14 protein-coding genes and 1 pseudogene are annotated in these 15806 nt (G+C 56.2%); 6 read left to right on the forward strand and 9 right to left on the reverse strand.

The features are described from left to right. Positions 1-6 precede the first annotated feature (6 nt). Entirely contained in the window at positions 7-519 is a 513-nt protein-coding gene (locus tag WDB70_RS07455; RefSeq protein WP_406662980.1) for a DUF6580 family putative transport protein, read from the forward strand. Between the two features lie 22 nt (positions 520-541). On the opposite strand, the gene WDB70_RS07460 is transcribed toward WDB70_RS07455, so the two are convergent. After that, positions 542-1600 carry an NAD-dependent epimerase/dehydratase family protein gene (locus WDB70_RS07460; protein ID WP_406662982.1) on the reverse strand — a complete coding sequence of 353 codons (1059 nt, stop codon included), beginning with the start codon at positions 1598-1600 and terminating at the stop codon, positions 542-544. A gap of 76 nt (positions 1601-1676) precedes the next feature. After that, complete coding sequence (gene metH / locus WDB70_RS07465) at positions 1677-5333, reverse strand: methionine synthase (RefSeq protein WP_406662984.1); 3657 nt, start codon at positions 5331-5333, stop codon at positions 1677-1679. 71 nt (positions 5334-5404) lie between these two features. On the opposite strand from metH, the gene cobO reads away from it, so the two are divergent. Next, the gene (gene cobO / locus WDB70_RS07470) at positions 5405-5986 is read left to right on the forward strand and encodes a cob(I)yrinic acid a,c-diamide adenosyltransferase (protein ID WP_406662986.1); all 582 of its coding nucleotides are present in this window, start codon (positions 5405-5407) and stop codon (positions 5984-5986) included. A gap of 180 nt (positions 5987-6166) precedes the next feature. Here cobO and WDB70_RS07475 read toward each other — a convergent pair whose 3' ends face one another. The 7 genes from WDB70_RS07475 to WDB70_RS07505 all read right to left on the reverse strand — a co-directional run bounded on the left by WDB70_RS07475 (position 6167) and on the right by WDB70_RS07505 (position 11942). Further along, on the reverse strand, positions 6167-7024 hold the full coding sequence (locus tag WDB70_RS07475) for a hypothetical protein (RefSeq protein WP_406662988.1): 858 nt from the start codon (positions 7022-7024) through the stop codon (positions 6167-6169). Positions 7025-7191: 167 nt separating this feature from the next. Then, the gene (locus WDB70_RS07480; protein ID WP_406662990.1) at positions 7192-7809 is read right to left on the reverse strand and encodes a flavin reductase family protein; all 618 of its coding nucleotides are present in this window, start codon (positions 7807-7809) and stop codon (positions 7192-7194) included. A gap of 11 nt (positions 7810-7820) precedes the next feature. Then, the gene (locus WDB70_RS07485) at positions 7821-8474 is read right to left on the reverse strand and encodes a DUF2238 domain-containing protein (protein WP_406662992.1); all 654 of its coding nucleotides are present in this window, start codon (positions 8472-8474) and stop codon (positions 7821-7823) included. A 3-nt stretch (positions 8475-8477) separates the two neighbouring features. Then, complete coding sequence (locus WDB70_RS07490) at positions 8478-8888, reverse strand: GFA family protein (protein WP_406662994.1); 411 nt, start codon at positions 8886-8888, stop codon at positions 8478-8480. A gap of 73 nt (positions 8889-8961) precedes the next feature. Then, entirely contained in the window at positions 8962-10845 is a 1884-nt protein-coding gene (locus WDB70_RS07495) for a propionyl-CoA synthetase (RefSeq protein ID WP_406662995.1), read from the reverse strand. A gap of 153 nt (positions 10846-10998) precedes the next feature. Further along, complete coding sequence (locus tag WDB70_RS07500) at positions 10999-11271, reverse strand: YrhK family protein (protein ID WP_406662997.1); 273 nt, start codon at positions 11269-11271, stop codon at positions 10999-11001. Between the two features lie 47 nt (positions 11272-11318). Then, a complete protein-coding gene (locus WDB70_RS07505) occupies positions 11319-11942 on the reverse strand; it encodes a MarC family protein (protein WP_406662998.1) in 624 nt (207 codons plus the stop codon). 464 nt (positions 11943-12406) lie between these two features. On the opposite strand from WDB70_RS07505, the gene WDB70_RS07510 reads away from it, so the two are divergent. The 4 genes and pseudogenes from WDB70_RS07510 to WDB70_RS07525 all read left to right on the forward strand — a co-directional run. Further along, a complete protein-coding gene (locus tag WDB70_RS07510; RefSeq protein ID WP_406663000.1) occupies positions 12407-13651 on the forward strand; it encodes a glycine betaine/L-proline ABC transporter ATP-binding protein in 1245 nt (414 codons plus the stop codon). 12 nt (positions 13652-13663) lie between these two features. After that, complete coding sequence (locus WDB70_RS07515) at positions 13664-14524, forward strand: ABC transporter permease (RefSeq protein WP_406663002.1); 861 nt, start codon at positions 13664-13666, stop codon at positions 14522-14524. Between the two features lies 1 nt (position 14525). Further along, positions 14526-15392, forward strand: coding sequence for a glycine betaine ABC transporter substrate-binding protein (locus tag WDB70_RS07520; RefSeq protein ID WP_406663004.1), 867 nt, complete (start codon positions 14526-14528; stop codon positions 15390-15392). Between the two features lie 75 nt (positions 15393-15467). Further along, a pseudogene (locus WDB70_RS07525) lies at positions 15468-15761 on the forward strand (IS5/IS1182 family transposase); the annotation flags it as partial. Between the last annotated feature and the right edge of the window lie 45 nt (positions 15762-15806).

Below are 15806 nucleotides of genomic sequence, written 5' to 3' on the forward strand. Positions count from 1 at the left end.
GACACCATGAACCCACGCCTGACCACTCTTGTGACGCTGATCGGCTTGTGCGCCTTGTACCGGCTCTTGCCACACCCGTGGAATGTATCGCCGGTGGCAGCCATGGCGCTGTTTGCCGGCGCCCATTTTGCCAACCGCTGGCTGGCGCTGCTGGTGCCGCTGGCGGCCATGGCGCTGTCTGATCTGCTGCTGGGGCTGCATGCCACCCTACCCTTTGTCTATGGCGCGCTGATGCTGACCACGCTGGTAGGCATGCGCCTCGGTGAAAAATGGTCAGTTACCGGCCTAGCGCTGGCCTCGGTAGGTAGCTCGGTGCTGTTTTTCTTCGTTACCAATAGCGCCGTGTGGCTGCTGGGCAATTATTACCCGCCGGGCTGGCAGGGGCTTAATCAGGCGCTGGTCGCCGGGCTGCCGTTTTTCCAGCACAGTTTGCTGGGCGACTTACTGTTCAGTGCGGCGCTATTTGGCGGCTTTGCCTTGTTAAGCAGGCAATTTCCGGCGCTACGCCCGGCCCAGTAAAAAAGCGCCCTCGGGCGCTTTTTTATTTGTTCAACTGGCCGCTGGCAATCAGCTGCTCGAAGAAGTCTTCGACGGTGTCTTTTAGGGGCCGGTAGGTCATACCCAGTTCGCGCACACTTTTGCTGTGATCAGCGTGCCAGGGGTGGCCGACGTTAAGGCTGATCATCTTGCGGGTCAGCGCCGGGTTGGCCAAAGGCCCGGCCAACCACGCCAACCACTTGGGTAACTGGCGCCTTGGCAAGGCATAGCGACTGCCGTAGCGCGGCGCCAGCAGCTTGGCAATGACCAGGAAGCTGGTGTCGTGGCCACTTATCACATGGCGGCCATGAGCCTCTGGCGTAAAGGCGGCGCGCAGGTGCGCTTCGGCCAAATCGCGTACATCGACTACCCCCATGGGCCAGTCCGGGGCGCCGATTTTCATGGTGCCATCACCAAGCTGGCGCATCAGGGAAAAGCTTTCTGACGTGGCCTCGGCATTGATGCCCGGCCCCAGCACCAACGAGGGGTTAACCACCACCAGCTGCCAGCGGCTCTGGCCTTCAGCCATGGCCCAGGCTTCGCGCTCGGCCAGGGTTTTCGAATAATTGTAAGCCTGGTGTTCAAGGCTCGATGTGGTGTTCCACACCGATTCATCAAACGCCTTCAGGCCTTTGTTTTTTAAATCAATGTTGTCGCTGTAAATGGCAGCGCAACTGCTGGTCAGCACCACTCGCGTGACGCTTTCGCTGCGCTCTACGGCGGCCAGCACATTGCGGGTGCCGTGCAGTGCTGGCTTAACCAGATCGCGCTGAGGATCGGTGATATTGGAGGTAAAGGGCGAGGCGGTATGAAACACCACCGCGCAACCGGCCATGGGCGCGTCAAAGGCGCTGGCATCCAGTAAGTCGGCTTTGAACAGGGTCAGGGTGCCGGGGCTGTTGGCCTCCAGATCGTAGAGATATTGCAGCCGGGCGCTGTCGTCAGGGTTACGTACTGTGCCGTGTACGGTAAAACCGGCCTCCAGTAGCCGCTTTATCAGCCAGCCGGCCACATAGCCAGTAGCGCCGGTGACCATAACCGGCTGTTTGGTATCCAATTCCATGCCCTGCCCTTGTTAAGCAAAATGTGCTGTTCATGATGGGCGAAATGGCTGCCAAAGGCACGGGCAATTGGCGGGACTAACTGTTGTCGGGATCGTACCCCAGGTTCGGCGCCAGCCATTTTTCCGCCTCGGCGATAGTCCAGCCCTTGCGCCGGGCGTAATCGGCCAGCTGATCGCGGTCAATCTCGGCAACACCAAAATAGCGCGACGCCGGGTTGGCAAAATACCAGCCCGACACCGCCGCCGTGGGGTACATGGCGTAGCTGTCGGTGATGTTAAGGCCAATGCGCTGATCGGGTTTCAAAATGGCCCACAGCAGGCCTTTTTCGCTGTGATCCGGGCAGGCCGGGTAACCCGGCGCCGGGCGAATGCCTTTGTAGCGTTCGCGGATCAGCGCCTCGTTGTCGAGGTTTTCATCGGCAGCGTAGCCCCAGAATTCCTTACGCACCCGCTCGTGCAGGCGCTCGGCCAGGGCTTCGGCCAGCCGGTCGGCCAAGGCCTTGAGCATAATGGCTGAATAGTCGTCACCGGCTTTTTCAAAGCGGGCTACGTGCGAGTCAATGCCAATACCGGCGGTCACGGCGAAAGCGCCCATGTAATCCTGCACCGTGCCCGTTGGCGCCACAAAATCACTCAGGGCAAAGTTGTGGTTACCGGCCCGCTCCATTTGCTGGCGCAGATGGTGCACCCGCACCACCCCGTCGTCGGTGCTGATATCGATGTCGTCGCCGACGCTGTTGGCCGGGAACAGCCCGAACACGGCGCGGGCGGTCAGCCACTTTTCATCAACAATGCGCGCCAGCATCGCCTGGGCGTTATCAAACAGTTCTTTGGCCTCAGCCCCCACCGTGGGGTTATTGAAAATGTCCGGGTAGCGGCCATGCAGCTCCCAGGCGCGAAAAAACGGTGTCCAGTCGATGCGTGCAATGAGGTCGGTAAGGGGATAGTCGTCAAACACGCTAATACCCAACTGGCGCGGCACGGCCGGTTGGTAGTTTGCCCAGTCAGTGTTAGCCCGGTTGGCCCGTGCTGCTGCCAGGCTGACCAGGGTTTTGCGCTGGCCCTGGGCGGCGCGCTTTTCGCGCAGCTGGGCGTACTCGCGGTAGTGTAAATCCACCACGCTCTGGCGGCCCTGGCCCACCAGTTTGCTAACCACCGGCACGGTGCGCGAGGCATCGGCCACGTACAGCGCCCCGTCCGGGTAATGGGGGGCAATTTTCACGGCGGTGTGGATTTTTGAGGTGGTGGCGCCGCCGATAAGCACCGGCAGCGTCAGGCCGGCGCGGCGAAAGGCTTTGACGTTGTGGATCATCTCATCCAGCGACGGCGTAATAAGCCCCGACAGGCCAATCACATCCGCCTGATGTTCACGGGCGGCGGCAATGATTTTGTCCACCGGCACCATCACGCCCAGGTCAATCACCTCAAAGCCGTTACATTGCAGCACCACCCCGACAATATTTTTGCCGATGTCATGAACATCGCCTTTGACCGTGGCCATCACTACCCGGCCAGCGGATGTACCCTGATCTTGTTCAGCTTCGATGTACGGGGTCAGGTAGGCCACGGCTTTTTTCATCACCCGCGCTGATTTCACCACCTGCGGTAAAAACATCTTGCCGGCACCGAACAGGTCACCCACCACATTCATGCCGTCCATCAGCGGCCCTTCGATCACCGCCAGTGGCCTGCTGGCAGCGGCGCGCGCCTCTTCGGTATCCTGCTCAATGTGGTCGGTAATACCTTTCACCAGGGCGTGCTCCAGGCGCTTGGCAACCGGCCAGTCACGCCAAGCAGCGGTTTGCACCTCGGCAGCGTTGCCGTCGCCACGGTAGTTGTCAGCGATGGCCAAGAGCCGCTCGGTGGCGTCGGCTCGGCGGTTCAGCACCACATCTTCCACGGCGTTACGCAAGGCGCTGTCAATATCATCAAAAATGGCCAGCTGCCCGGCATTGACAATGCCCATGGTCAACCCGGCGCCAATGGCGTGGTAAAGGAATACCGCGTGAATGGCTTCACGCACCGGGTTGTTGCCGCGAAACGAAAAGCTGACATTCGACACCCCGCCCGACAAGCGCACGTGCGGCAGCGTGGCTTTGAGGGTGCGACAGGCTTCAATGAAGGCCACGCCGTAGTCGTTGTGTTCCTCGATACCGGTGGCCACAGCAAAAATATTGGGATCGAAGATGATGTCTTCGGGGGGAAAGGCCAGTTCGTTTACCAAAATGTCATAGGCGCGGGTGCAAATGGCTACTTTGCGTTGGTAGCTATCGGCCTGGCCCTCTTCATCAAAAGCCATGACGATCACCGCCGCGCCATAACGGCGTACCAGCCTGGCCTGCTGGCGAAACACCGCCTCCCCTTCCTTGAGGGAAATGGAGTTGACAATACCCTTGCCCTGCACGCATTTAAGGCCCGCTTCGATGACCTCGAACTTGCTGGAGTCGAGCATCACCGGCACCCGGCTGATGTCCGGTTCACTGGCGATCAGGCTTAAAAAGCGGGTCATGGCCGCTTCGCCATCGAGCATGCCTTCGTCCATGTTGATGTCGATGATCTGCGCCCCGGCCTCTACCTGCTGGCGCGCCACCTCCAGGGCCGTTTCGTAATCACCGGCTTTGATGAGCTTTAAGAACCGCGCTGAGCCGGTGACGTTGGTACGCTCACCAACGTTGATAAACAGGCTGCTGTCGTCAATGGTGCACGGCTCCAGGCCGCTTAGCCGGGTAGCCACCGGAATGTCGGGCAAGGGCCGCGGGGCAACGCCCGCCACCGCCTCGCTGATGGCGCGAATGTGTTCCGGCGTGGTGCCGCAGCAACCGCCCACCAGATTCAGCCAGCCATCACGGGCCCACTGGCCAATCACTGTTGCCATTTGCGCCGGGGTTTCGTCGTAACCGCCAAAGGCATTTGGCAGGCCGGCATTGGGGTGCACCGACACATGACATTCAGCAATGCGTGACAGCTCTTCAACGTAGGGGGCCAGCTCTTTTGGCCCCAACGCGCAGTTAAGGCCCATAGCCAATGGCCGAATGTGACGCAGCGAGTTGTAAAACGCTTCGGTGGTTTGGCCGGTCAGGGTACGGCCGGAGGCATCCGTAATGGTGCCGGAAATCATCACCGGCAGCGCCAGGCCACGCCGTTCCAGTAAGGCGTCAATGGCAAACAGCGCCGCTTTGGCATTGAGGGTATCGAAGACGGTTTCGACCAGCAAAATGTCGGCGCCACCGTCAATCAGGCCCTCGGCCGCTTCGCTGTAGGCGGCCGCCAGCTGGTCAAAGTGAATATTGCGAAAACCCGGGTCGTTAACGTCCGGGCTGATAGAACAGGTACGGTTGGTTGGCCCCAGCACCCCGGCCACATAACGCTGGCGGCCGGTTTCCCTGGTTACCGCATCGGCAGCCTCACGGGCCAGCCGGGCGGCGGCCAGGTTGATTTCCCCGGCCAGGCTTTGCATCTGGTAATCGGCCATGGCCACGGTGGTAGCATTGAAGCTGTTGGTTTCAATGATGTCGGCCCCAGCCAGCAGGTATTGGCGGTGAATATCACGGATCAGCGCCGGCTGGGTCAGCACCAGCAGATCGTTATTGCCCTTGAGATCCACCGGCCAATTGGCGAACCTTTGCCCCCGGTAGTCCCGTTCGTCCAGCTGGTGGCTCTGGATCAAGGTACCCATACCGCCGTCGATGATCACAATGCGCTCGTTCAGCGCCGCCAGCAGGGATTCAGACATGTACACACCATTGGACGTTTATACGTTTGGATGGCCATAATAACGCAGCTTACACAGATCAGGTAGCCCCAATGTCACACCAAGCCCGACAACAAAAGCTCAAAGCCAAAGTAGACGCCCGTATTGACGCCGCCCAGCAGGAAAAAGGCGTGCTGCTGGTACTGACCGGCAACGGCAAAGGCAAGTCCACAGCGGCCTTTGGTAATGTCTGCCGGGCGGTAGGCCACGGCCAACGCGCAGCCGTGGCGCAATTTATCAAGGGTAGCTGGGCCTGCGGCGAACGGGAACTGCTGGCCAGCCACGGCGTGCCTTTTGCGGTGATGGCCACCGGTTTTACCTGGGAAACGCAAAATAAAGACACCGACAGCGCCGCCGCTCAGGCCGTTTGGCAGCAGGCCAAAGCCTGGCTGGCCGACAGCCAGATTGACATGGTGGTACTGGACGAACTGACCTACATGCTGAGCTATGGCTATCTGGACCTCGACGAGGTTCTGGCCGCCCTGGCCGCACGCCCGGCGGGCCAGCACGTATTGGTAACCGGCCGCGGCGCTCACCGCCAGCTTGTTGAAATGGCCGATACGGTATCGGAGATCCGGCCGGTTAAACACGCCTTTGACGCCGGCATCAAAGCCCAGCAGGGGCTGGATTACTGAGGCCGGTACAGCTCGAATTTCAGCGCCTCGCTGGCTAATTGTTATTTTTATTAACTATAAAGAATATATTTAGAAAGAAAAATTATTTTTAAAGCGCGAAATTTACTTTTTACAAAAAATCATTTAATATAATAATTTAATTAAAAAAACGCCCTATGATATAGGGCGTTTTTAATTACGTCATTTGGTACTTGTTTGAACGATACCAGAACAATGATCTGTGTTATTATAAAAATTACAATTTACTTGTATAGTATCAGAACCAGAGGGAACAATATCGGTATCGATGACAGGTATGCCCATGAGCTCCATTGCATTTTGGAATGAAGTCCAGTTAGAGCTAGGAACTAAAAAACTAGTCACTGTGTTATCTGTGTAAGTACCTGTTACTGGAATGTCATTTCCGTTTGCATCAACCAGTTTAACTAACTGCAACCGATATTTAAGAAGATCTTCTAGATTAGATGCATCAATATTTACAGCAGTGACCTTATATACCGCATATGAACCATCAGTGAAATATGCTGTTACCTCCACCTCTACATCAAAAGAATCCCAAACATCTATGACTTGAGAGCTAAGATTAACAAGGTTATCCATAAGTCCCATAGTGTTATTATAATAATTATTCACAGCATTTTGCATGGAAGTGTTATTAGAAAGCTGGTATGCACTAGTAGCAATAGTATCCGGAACATGAAAATTACTTGTATTGAAAATACTATCTGCTGTCACCTGAATATTATCTTTTTCTGTTATTTCATCAGTCGAAGGAGTAACCTCAGAAAAATTAATGGCATCTGGTTGTCCATCAATACCAGTGATGTGTAATATTCTATATTCTTTAAAAGAACCTGTTTTATGATTCAGTATGTAGATGTAATTAGTTGAGGATGTAACTTGATACTCATATGACTCTGCCTTACTTTTCATTGATGCATCAGACATACAATCATCACAGATTACAAATCTTTTGCTAGTATCAGCATGAACTGTCGAGAAAACACCCAGCAAAAGTAAAAAAATATATTTTTTCATTTCAAATGTCCTTTTGATTTGTTTTGAGAAAATTCTCAAAACTATTAAAACACACAAAAAAAATATTTTAATGATCTGAAAAGTTAAAAATTATAATTCAATGAAAAATAATAACGGAAATTGCAACAATTAATAAACATTGTAATGGGTGCCCAGCAGGGGCTGGATTACTGAGGCCGGTACAGCTCGAATTTCAGCGCCTCGCTGATGGTAAAGTAATCTGCCGGGCCACCCGCTCTTAGCGCTGGCTCGGCGGCAGCAGTGTCAAAAATACCGTCTTTTAACAACGCCTTGTCGATGTGAACCCCCACCACTTCCCCCAGCACCAGCCAGGTGTCGATGCTGCTGCCGTCGGCGGCGCTGAGTTGCAGGCACTGGCTAAGGCGGCATTCAAAACTCACCGGGCTTTCAGCCACATGGGGCACAGGCACCACCGTTGACGCCTTGGGCGTCAGCCCGGCCAGGGCAAACTCGTCCACCTCTGGGGCGGCGTTGGCGCTGGTCTGGTTCATTTGTTCGGCCAGCTGCCGGGTCACCAGGCTCCAGCAGAAAGCGCCGGTTTCACGAATATTGTTAAGGCTGTCTTTGGCGCCGACGCTGGCAAAGCCGATGATCGGCGGCGTGTAGTTAAAGGCATTAAAAAAGCTGTACGGCGCCAGGTTCAGCACGCCAGCGCCGCTCTGGCTGGCTATCCAGCCAATGGGGCGCGGCGCAATAATGGCGTTGAAGGGGTTATGGGGTAGTTCATGGCCCTTGGCAGGCTCATAAAAATAACGTTCTGACATCAAAACTCCGGTCAGTGATGAGATAAAAATGCCCGGGCCGCCAACTGCCGTAATTGCCGGTCATGCCAGCGGCTCAGTACCAACAGGGCCAGCACCGCGCCTAACAGTGCAAAGGCCATATCCGACTGGGTATCCCAAACGTAGCCCTGGGTGCCCAAAAAGGCTTCAGCGCCCTGCCCTGAGATCACCGCCACCAGCCATTCAATCAGTTCGTAAAATGCGCTAAAGGCCAGACATACCGACACCACAAAGACATTCAGCCAGCCCCGGCTTTTTACTACCGCCCGGCGAATAAGGATCTCCCGTGCCAAAATGGCCGGTTCAACACCCTGCAAGAAGTGACCGAGCTTGTCGAAGTTGTTACGGCTGCTGCCAAACCAGCCATCAAAATACGGCACCTGAGCGTAGGTGTAATGGCCACCGACCAGCAATACCACGGCATGTACGAGGATGAGGCTATACAACAGTGGCGTCAGCGGGAACCGCCGCCGCGTCAGCACCAGTAGCACCGCCGCCACCAGGGCCGGTGCCACTTCCAGATACCAGGTCAGGCGGTCAGCCGGGGCAATGGCTGACCACAGCAGCACCGCCAGAAAAACCAGGGCCCATAACCAGGCGGCCAGGTTGAAGGTGGCGCTGCCAGTGCTGTTGTGTGGCCCGGTCATGGTCTAGTCATGGGTGAAGGCCGCATATGCCGGCACCGTTTCTAAATCGTGATCCCAGTTGGCGCGGCTGGCCATGAAAATGTGCGCCGTGGGTGTGGCCGTAACGTCACTGTCAAGGCTGCCAGCGGGCACCATTACCATGCCACTGTTGCCCAGCACCGTAGGTAAGGGTGAACCGCAGTGGCTGCAAAAACTGCGGCCATGGCGTGATTCGGGCAACAGGTAACGCTGCACCAGCTGTTCGCCCTGCTGCCAGTTGAGGTTGGCTTCAGCCACGAACAGGTTGGCGGCATTTGACGAGCCAGTGCCCTTACGGCAACGCGAGCAGTGGCAAAAATAAAACCGCTGTACCTCGCCCTGGCACTGGAAGGTAACGGCGCCGCACAGGCAGCTGCCATTAAGGGTATCGGTCATACTGTGCTCCTTGGTGTTTGTCTCAAGGTAGCCGAAACGGCAAAAAAAAGGCCAGCTGCGGCTGGCCTGTTTGTCAGCGGCGCAACACCCGCAGGCGGTTTTCAATTTCTGCCAGCACTGCCGGATCATCAATGGTTGATGGCACGGTGTAGCTTTCGCCATCGATGATCTGGCGCAGCACCCGCCGCAGGATCTTGCCAGAGCGGGTTTTCGGCAACCGCTGCACCACCACAGCCTGATTAAAGCAGGCAATGGCGCCAATGGCGTTACGTACCATGGCCACCAGCTCGGCTTGCAGGGTCTGCTCGTCTACCTCAACGCCGTCTTTGAGCAGCACCAGCCCCAGCGGCAACTGGCCCTTGAGGCTGTCCGCAATACCGATCACCGCACATTCAGCCACCGCCGGGTGGGCAGCAACAATCTCTTCCATTTCGCCGGTAGACAGCCGGTGCCCGGCCACATTGATGACATCATCAGTGCGGCCCATGATAAACACGTAACCGTCTTCGTCTTTATAACCGCCGTCGCCAGACGTGTAATAGCCCGGGTGGTCTGTCAGGTAGCCGTCGCGAAAGCGCGGGAAGTTACCCCAAATGGTCGGCAGGCAGCCCGGCGGCAATGGCAGCTTAACGGCGATATAGCCCTGTTCATTAGGGCCACAGGGATTGCCCATGGGATCCAGCACCTGCAAATCAAAGCCCGGCACGGGCAGCGTTGACGAACCCGGCTTCACCGGCAACGGCTCAATGCCCATGGGGTTAGCGCAAATGGGCCAGCCGGTTTCGGTTTGCCACCAGTGGTCGATCACCGGCTTGCCGGTGCAGGCAGTTGTCCATTGGTAGGTAGGCGGGTCCAGCCGCTCACCGGCCACAAAGATAATATCCAGACAGGAAATGTCATACTGCTGTAAAAGCCTGGCGTCGGGGTCTTCTTTTTTGATGGCGCGAAAGGCGGTAGGCGCGGCAAACATGATTTTTACTTTATGGTCGGCAATGACGCGCCAGAAAGCGCCAGCGTCCGGGGTACGCACCGGCTTGCCTTCATACAACACAGAGGTGGCACCAGCCAATAGTGGGCCATAAACAATGTAGGAATGGCCCACCACCCAGCCCACATCGGAAGCGGCCCAGAAGACTTCGCCCGGGTTGAGGTTATAGACCGCCTTCATCGAATAATGCAGGGCCACCGCATGGCCGCCGTTGTCACGCACCACCCCCTTGGGGCGGCCAGTGGTGCCCGAGGTGTAGAGAATGTAGAGCGGGTCGGTGGCGTCAACCGGTACGCAATCAGCTGGTGTGGCTGCGGCCATGGCCTCATGCCAGTCCAGGTCATGGCCAGCGGTCATGGCGGCTTCGGCCTGGGGGCGCTGCAACACAATGGACCGCTGCGGCTTATGTTCAGCCTGGCGCAGCGCTTCGTCCAGCAGCGGCTTATAGGCAATGACATTGCCAAACTCAATGCCACAGGAAGCCGACACCACCACTTTCGGCTCAGCATCGTCAATGCGGATAGCCAGCTCATGGGGGGCAAAACCGCCAAACACCACGGAATGAATTGCCCCTAGCCGTGCCACCGCCAGCATGGCCACTGCCGCTTCCGGCACCATGGGCATATAGATGATGACCCGATCCCCCTTGCCAACACCCTCAGCCGCCAGCACACCGGCAAAACGCGCCACTTCATCACGCAACTCACGGTAACTGATACGCCGCTGCTCACCGGTTGCGGCAGAGTCATAAATCAATGCCGTCTGTTCGCCCCGGCCCTGTTCTATTTGCCAGTCCAGCGCCATGTAGGCGGTATTCATGGAAGCACCGGCAAACCAGCGGTCTACACCGTTATCGTCTTTACTGAGAATGTGCTGCGGTAGTGTGTACCAGGGTAACTGGCTGGCCTGTTCGGCCCAGAAGGCTTCAGGGTGTTCAATGGAACGACGGTACTGCGATTGATAAGACATAATTCGGCCTTTTTGGCTGCTTATTTTAATCACCCGCCGGCGCACCGCTGGCGAGCCAAAGCCCCACTCCCCATGGGGTTTTCTGTTGCCTTAACCCTTTGGCAAAGCGCCCATTTTTGCAATTAGGCGTTAGTCGAATAACGCCTACCATCGCTATTGCACCGGCGGGCTTTGCTGCATACGACCAACATGAATAAGACTGGCCAGCTTGATGGCCGGTTTAATGAGTAGCTGCGCACTACCGGCAATAAACAACCAGGTGCCGCTTTCTTCCAGCGAGTGGGTTAAGAAGAAGAAACTGCCAACCAAAAACCAGATGGCAATCAGCAAATCGTTAAGCGCACCGGCCGCTTCATAGCGGCGCTGAATGACCAGATGACGACTGCCGCCGATGCCAATATCCAGCTCTGTGTCACCATCCCCCATACTGTTACTCCACTGCTATTTCGGGTGTAGCCAGGGTGCCACTGCCATTAACCGATGGCAAAAGCGCTTTTGATACCGTCAATGAGCATCTGGGCGCCGACCACCGCCAGGATCAACCCCATCAGCCGGGATATCACCTTGATGACATTGGCCCCGAGAAAATCCGATACCCAGCGGCCACCGACAAAAGCGATATAGGTCAGCACCGCCACCACGGCGAAGGCCAGCAGCACCAAAGCGGCTTCTGGCAAGGTTGAGCCGGCTGCAAAGTTCATGGCCGTGGCAATGGTGCCCGGCCCGGCCAGCACCGGAATGCCCAGCGGGGTAATGGCCACACTCAAGGCAGCATCGCGGCTGGCAGCCAGATCTTTGTCTGCCGGGCGGTGTACCGACGAATGCTCACCTTGCAACAGGTGGTAACCAATAAGGCCAATCATGACGCCGCCGGCCAATTTGAAAGCCGGCAAGGTGATGCCAAAAACCTGAAAGATAGCCCGGCCACCAAAAGTAAAAAGCGCCACAATCAGCAAGGCCATCAACACGGAGCGCAGGGCTATTGAGCGCTGCTCGGAGCGGCTGAAATCACCGGTCAGGGCGATAAACAGCGAGGAATTGGCAAGGGGATTCATGATGGCAAAAAATGCCATAAAAACAGTAATAAAGTGCGCCATGGCTAACCTTCCGGTGGTGCGTTAATTGATTGACTAAAAGTGCTGCAAAACGTTCCGTTAATTTGTGTGCTTGGCACCATGACGTGACGTTACGCTCAACGTGGCGTCTTTTTCACCACCTAACACCTTACAACCCCATGTAAATAAAAAGAAAATAAATGTAATTACGCCATCACATGGCAGTGATAGCGCAACATCGATGAATGGCTCGTTCAGGCACTAACAATTCAACAGTGGCCCAACATTTTCAAGGCTCGCAGCGCTACAGGCCACAGGCATTTGGCGGCTTCACCTGATGCCTAAAACACCCACAAAAAATTACGCAAGTCTATGTTTAGAAATGAATTTAACATTTTTAAAGCGATTGCATCTAAGCCTTCGACGATTAGCTTCTGCTTTTGCATCGGACTTTTCGATACGTTAGGGTAAAAATAATTTGCATAACAGCGAGTGACGAGTGACCTGTGACAGACCAAAATAAAACCCGTATCCGACTGGAAGGTGTCAGTAAGGTTTTCGGGCGGCAGGCGCAACAGGCCGTCGACGACCTACGCAAAGGCAAAAGCAAAACCGAGGTGCAGGCAGAACATGCTGCCGTGGTGGGCGCTTTTGACGTATCCATGGAGATCCGCAGCGGCGAGATCTTCGTCATTATGGGCCTGTCAGGCAGTGGTAAATCGACCCTGCTGCGCCTGATCAACCGCCTTCACGAACCCTCCACCGGCCGAGTGGTTATTGACGGCGAAGACATCACCAAACTGGACAGTAAAGGCCTACGGGCACTGCGCCGGCAAAAATTCGGCATGGTATTTCAAAGCTTTGCCCTGCTGCCACACCGCACCGTAATGGGTAACGTCGAGTTTGGCCTGGAAGTTCAGGGGGTAGATAAACAAACCCGCCAGCAGCAGGCTCAGGAAGTGATTGATACCGTTGGCCTCAGTGGTTACGAGACAAAATACGCGTCGGAACTGTCAGGCGGTATGCAGCAGCGTGTCGGCCTGGCCCGCGCCCTGGCTGCCGATCCGGAAATTTTGCTGATGGACGAAGCCTTCAGTGCCCTTGACCCGTTGATCCGCAGCCAGTTGCAGGATGATCTGCTGGAAATTCAGGACCGTCTCGGCAAGACCATTGTCTTTGTTTCGCACGATCTGGACGAAGCCCTGAAGCTGGGCAGCCGCATTGCCATCATGCGCGATGGCCGGTTGATCCAAGTAGGCACCCCAGAAGAAATTATCGCCAACCCGGCCGATGATTACGTTTCCGCCTTTGTTGAAGGTGCCGACCGCACTCAGGTACTGACTGCCGAGCAGATCATGCGCCGCCCCAGCACCACCGGCCACCCGGAAGATGCTCCGCGTACCCTGCTGCGCAAGATGGAACGCAGCGGCTTTGGCGGCCTGGTGATGGTTGATAACTCCCGCAAGTTGCATGGTTATGTTGGCCTGGACACCGTGATCGGCCAACGTGACGCCGAGCGGCTGGACAAGAGCACCGTCACCTCCTTGCCTACTGCCGGCCTGGATACCAGCGTCAACGACATGATCACACTGGTTACCGAAAAAACCGCCCCGATCGTGATCCTCGACGAGCGTGAGCGAGTGGTGGGTATTGTTGATAAAAGCACTCTGCTGGCCGCTTTGGCTCAGGGTGACAATAGCGAAGCGGCTGCCGAGCAAGCCGAGCCACAACCTGCCGACACTGACGCATAAGGGAGCCTGATTATGAGTTTTTCACTGGGAAAACCGCTACCGATTGGCGACGCCGTCAGTAACGCGGTTAACTACCTGACAGAACATTACGCCACTGCTTTTAACGCGGTAACTTACGGTGTTCATTACTTGATCACCGGCCTGAAAAACGGCCTGCTGGCCATTCCACCGTTCTTGTTTATTGCCATCATCGCCGCTTTGGCTATCTGGCTGTCAAACTGGCGCCGTAAAGGCGCCTGGGGCCTTGGCGCCTTTGTGGTACTGGGGCTGCTGTTAGTGCTTAACCTGGGCTACTGGGCGGCACTGATGGAAACCCTGGCACTGGTACTGGCCGCCGAGATCATGGTGATCATTATCGGCCTGCCGCTCGGCATTCTTGGTGGCCGCAGTGAACTGGCCGACCGCATCATGCGGCCGCTGCTGGACATCATGCAAACCATGCCGGCTTTCGTTTATCTGGTGCCGGCGGTGATCTTCTTCGGCCTGGGGCTGGTGCCGGGGGTTATCTCTACGGTGATCTTTGCCCTGCCACCACTTATTCGCCTGACTACCCTGGGTATTCGCCAGGTGCCAAAAGAGCTGGTGGAAGCCGCCAACTCCTTCGGCTGTACCTGGTGGCAAATGCTGGTAAAGGTACAGCTGCCCAGCGCCATGCCGTCGATCATGGCCGGTGTTAACCAGTCCATCATGTTGGGCCTGTCAATGGTGGTTATTGCCGCCATGATCGGTGCCGGTGGCCTGGGTAACGTAGTTCTGCAAGGCATTACCCAACTTGACGTGGGTAAAGGCTTTGTTGGCGGCCTGGCGGTCGTCATCCTCGCGATCATCCTCGATCGCATCACTCAATCGTTCGGACAGAAAAGGAATCAGTAACATGCAGCGATTCTCTCGACTCCTCCAAGCCGGCCTGCTGGCCGCTGCGACACTCGGTGCCGGTCTGCTGCCTGCTGCACAGGCCGCCGAAAAGCCCGAGATCAAACTGGGCTATGTACAGAGCTGGCCTTCCAGTGACATCACCACCCACCTGGCCGGTGCGGTGATCAAACAACGCCTGGGCAACCCGGTGAATATGATGGCTTCTGCTGCCGGCCCAATGTGGGAAGCGGTTGCCAGCAACCACTCTGATGCCATGCTGACCGCCTGGCTGCCCAGCACTCACAAAACGTATTACGAGAAGCTGTGGGACAAAGTGGTGATCATGGGCCCCAACGTCACTGGTACCCGCCTGGGTATCGCCGTGCCGAAGTACGTGCCAATCAACACTATTGAGGAGCTCAAAGCCCACTCTGACAAGTTCATGGGCCGCATTGTTGGCGTTGGCGCCGGTGCCGGTATCAACATCAACACCGAAAAAGCCATCAAGGCTTACGGCCTGTCCAACTTTAACCTGCAATCCAGCTCTACCGCGGCCATGACTGCACAACTGCAACGGGCCATGCGCTCCAAGCAGTGGATTGCGGTTACCGCCTGGACACCGATGTGGATGTGGGCCAAGTTCGATATCAAGTTCCTCAAAGATCCCAAGCACATCTACGGTAAAGGCGGCTACATTGCCACTGTTGCCAACCCGGCCCTGGCCAAAAAGGCCCCAGCGGTATATGCCTTTTTAAACAAATTTGCCATTCCCCGTGAGCAGCTTTCTGCCATGATGCTGGATATGAAAAACGGCAAAAGTGTTGATGACGTCGTAAACGGCTGGATCAAAGCCCACCCGAAAATGGTGGACAGCTGGGTGAAGTAACCTCACCGCTGATGCTAAAAAGGCGCCTGATGGCGCCTTTTTTATTGGCTAACGTCTACGTAAGGCCTGACGCTCTTAGCGCCTCGCAAGACAGCGGGGCTCTGGGAGCAAGATCACCCAAGGAACGAGGCCGTTGCTGCGCTGAAAGCCGGGCAACTGGCCGAGTGGAAAAGAGAAAGCGGTTATCACCAACGCTCAAAAGTGGAAAAGGCCATATCGCGATACAAGCAGTTCATCAGCCCGAAGCTGAGTCTGCACGACTACAACGGCCAAGTGGCAGAGGCTTTGGCCGGGGTGAAGGTGATGAACACAATGCTGGGCCTTGGCATGCCTGTTCGCCAGGTCAACCAAGGGCAGCCAACCCTTTAGGGGCAGGCCTTCCAAGCTCTGATTATCAACAACGCCATACTCTGT

Origin of the sequence: Gallaecimonas aegicerasi (assembly GCF_045291545.1) — a bacterium.
In the GTDB taxonomy this organism is placed as follows: domain Bacteria; phylum Pseudomonadota; class Gammaproteobacteria; order Enterobacterales; family Gallaecimonadaceae; genus Gallaecimonas.

Coding starts and splice junctions, on each gene's coding strand:
- WDB70_RS07520 (WP_406663004.1), top strand. CDS start 14,526: ATGCAGCGATTCTCTCGACTCCTCCAAGCCGGCCTGCTGGCCGCTGCG.
- WDB70_RS07460 (WP_406662982.1), bottom strand. CDS start 1,600: ATGGAATTGGATACCAAACAGCCGGTTATGGTCACCGGCGCTACTGGC.
- WDB70_RS07515 (WP_406663002.1), top strand. CDS start 13,664: ATGAGTTTTTCACTGGGAAAACCGCTACCGATTGGCGACGCCGTCAGT.
- cobO (WP_406662986.1), top strand. CDS start 5,405: ATGTCACACCAAGCCCGACAACAAAAGCTCAAAGCCAAAGTAGACGCC.
- WDB70_RS07505 (WP_406662998.1), bottom strand. CDS start 11,942: ATGGCGCACTTTATTACTGTTTTTATGGCATTTTTTGCCATCATGAAT.
- metH (WP_406662984.1), bottom strand. CDS start 5,333: ATGTCTGAATCCCTGCTGGCGGCGCTGAACGAGCGCATTGTGATCATC.
- WDB70_RS07455 (WP_406662980.1), top strand. CDS start 7: ATGAACCCACGCCTGACCACTCTTGTGACGCTGATCGGCTTGTGCGCC.
- WDB70_RS07485 (WP_406662992.1), bottom strand. CDS start 8,474: ATGACCGGGCCACACAACAGCACTGGCAGCGCCACCTTCAACCTGGCC.
- WDB70_RS07490 (WP_406662994.1), bottom strand. CDS start 8,888: ATGACCGATACCCTTAATGGCAGCTGCCTGTGCGGCGCCGTTACCTTC.
- WDB70_RS07475 (WP_406662988.1), bottom strand. CDS start 7,024: ATGAAAAAATATATTTTTTTACTTTTGCTGGGTGTTTTCTCGACAGTT.
- WDB70_RS07480 (WP_406662990.1), bottom strand. CDS start 7,809: ATGTCAGAACGTTATTTTTATGAGCCTGCCAAGGGCCATGAACTACCC.
- WDB70_RS07495 (WP_406662995.1), bottom strand. CDS start 10,845: ATGTCTTATCAATCGCAGTACCGTCGTTCCATTGAACACCCTGAAGCC.
- WDB70_RS07500 (WP_406662997.1), bottom strand. CDS start 11,271: ATGGGGGATGGTGACACAGAGCTGGATATTGGCATCGGCGGCAGTCGT.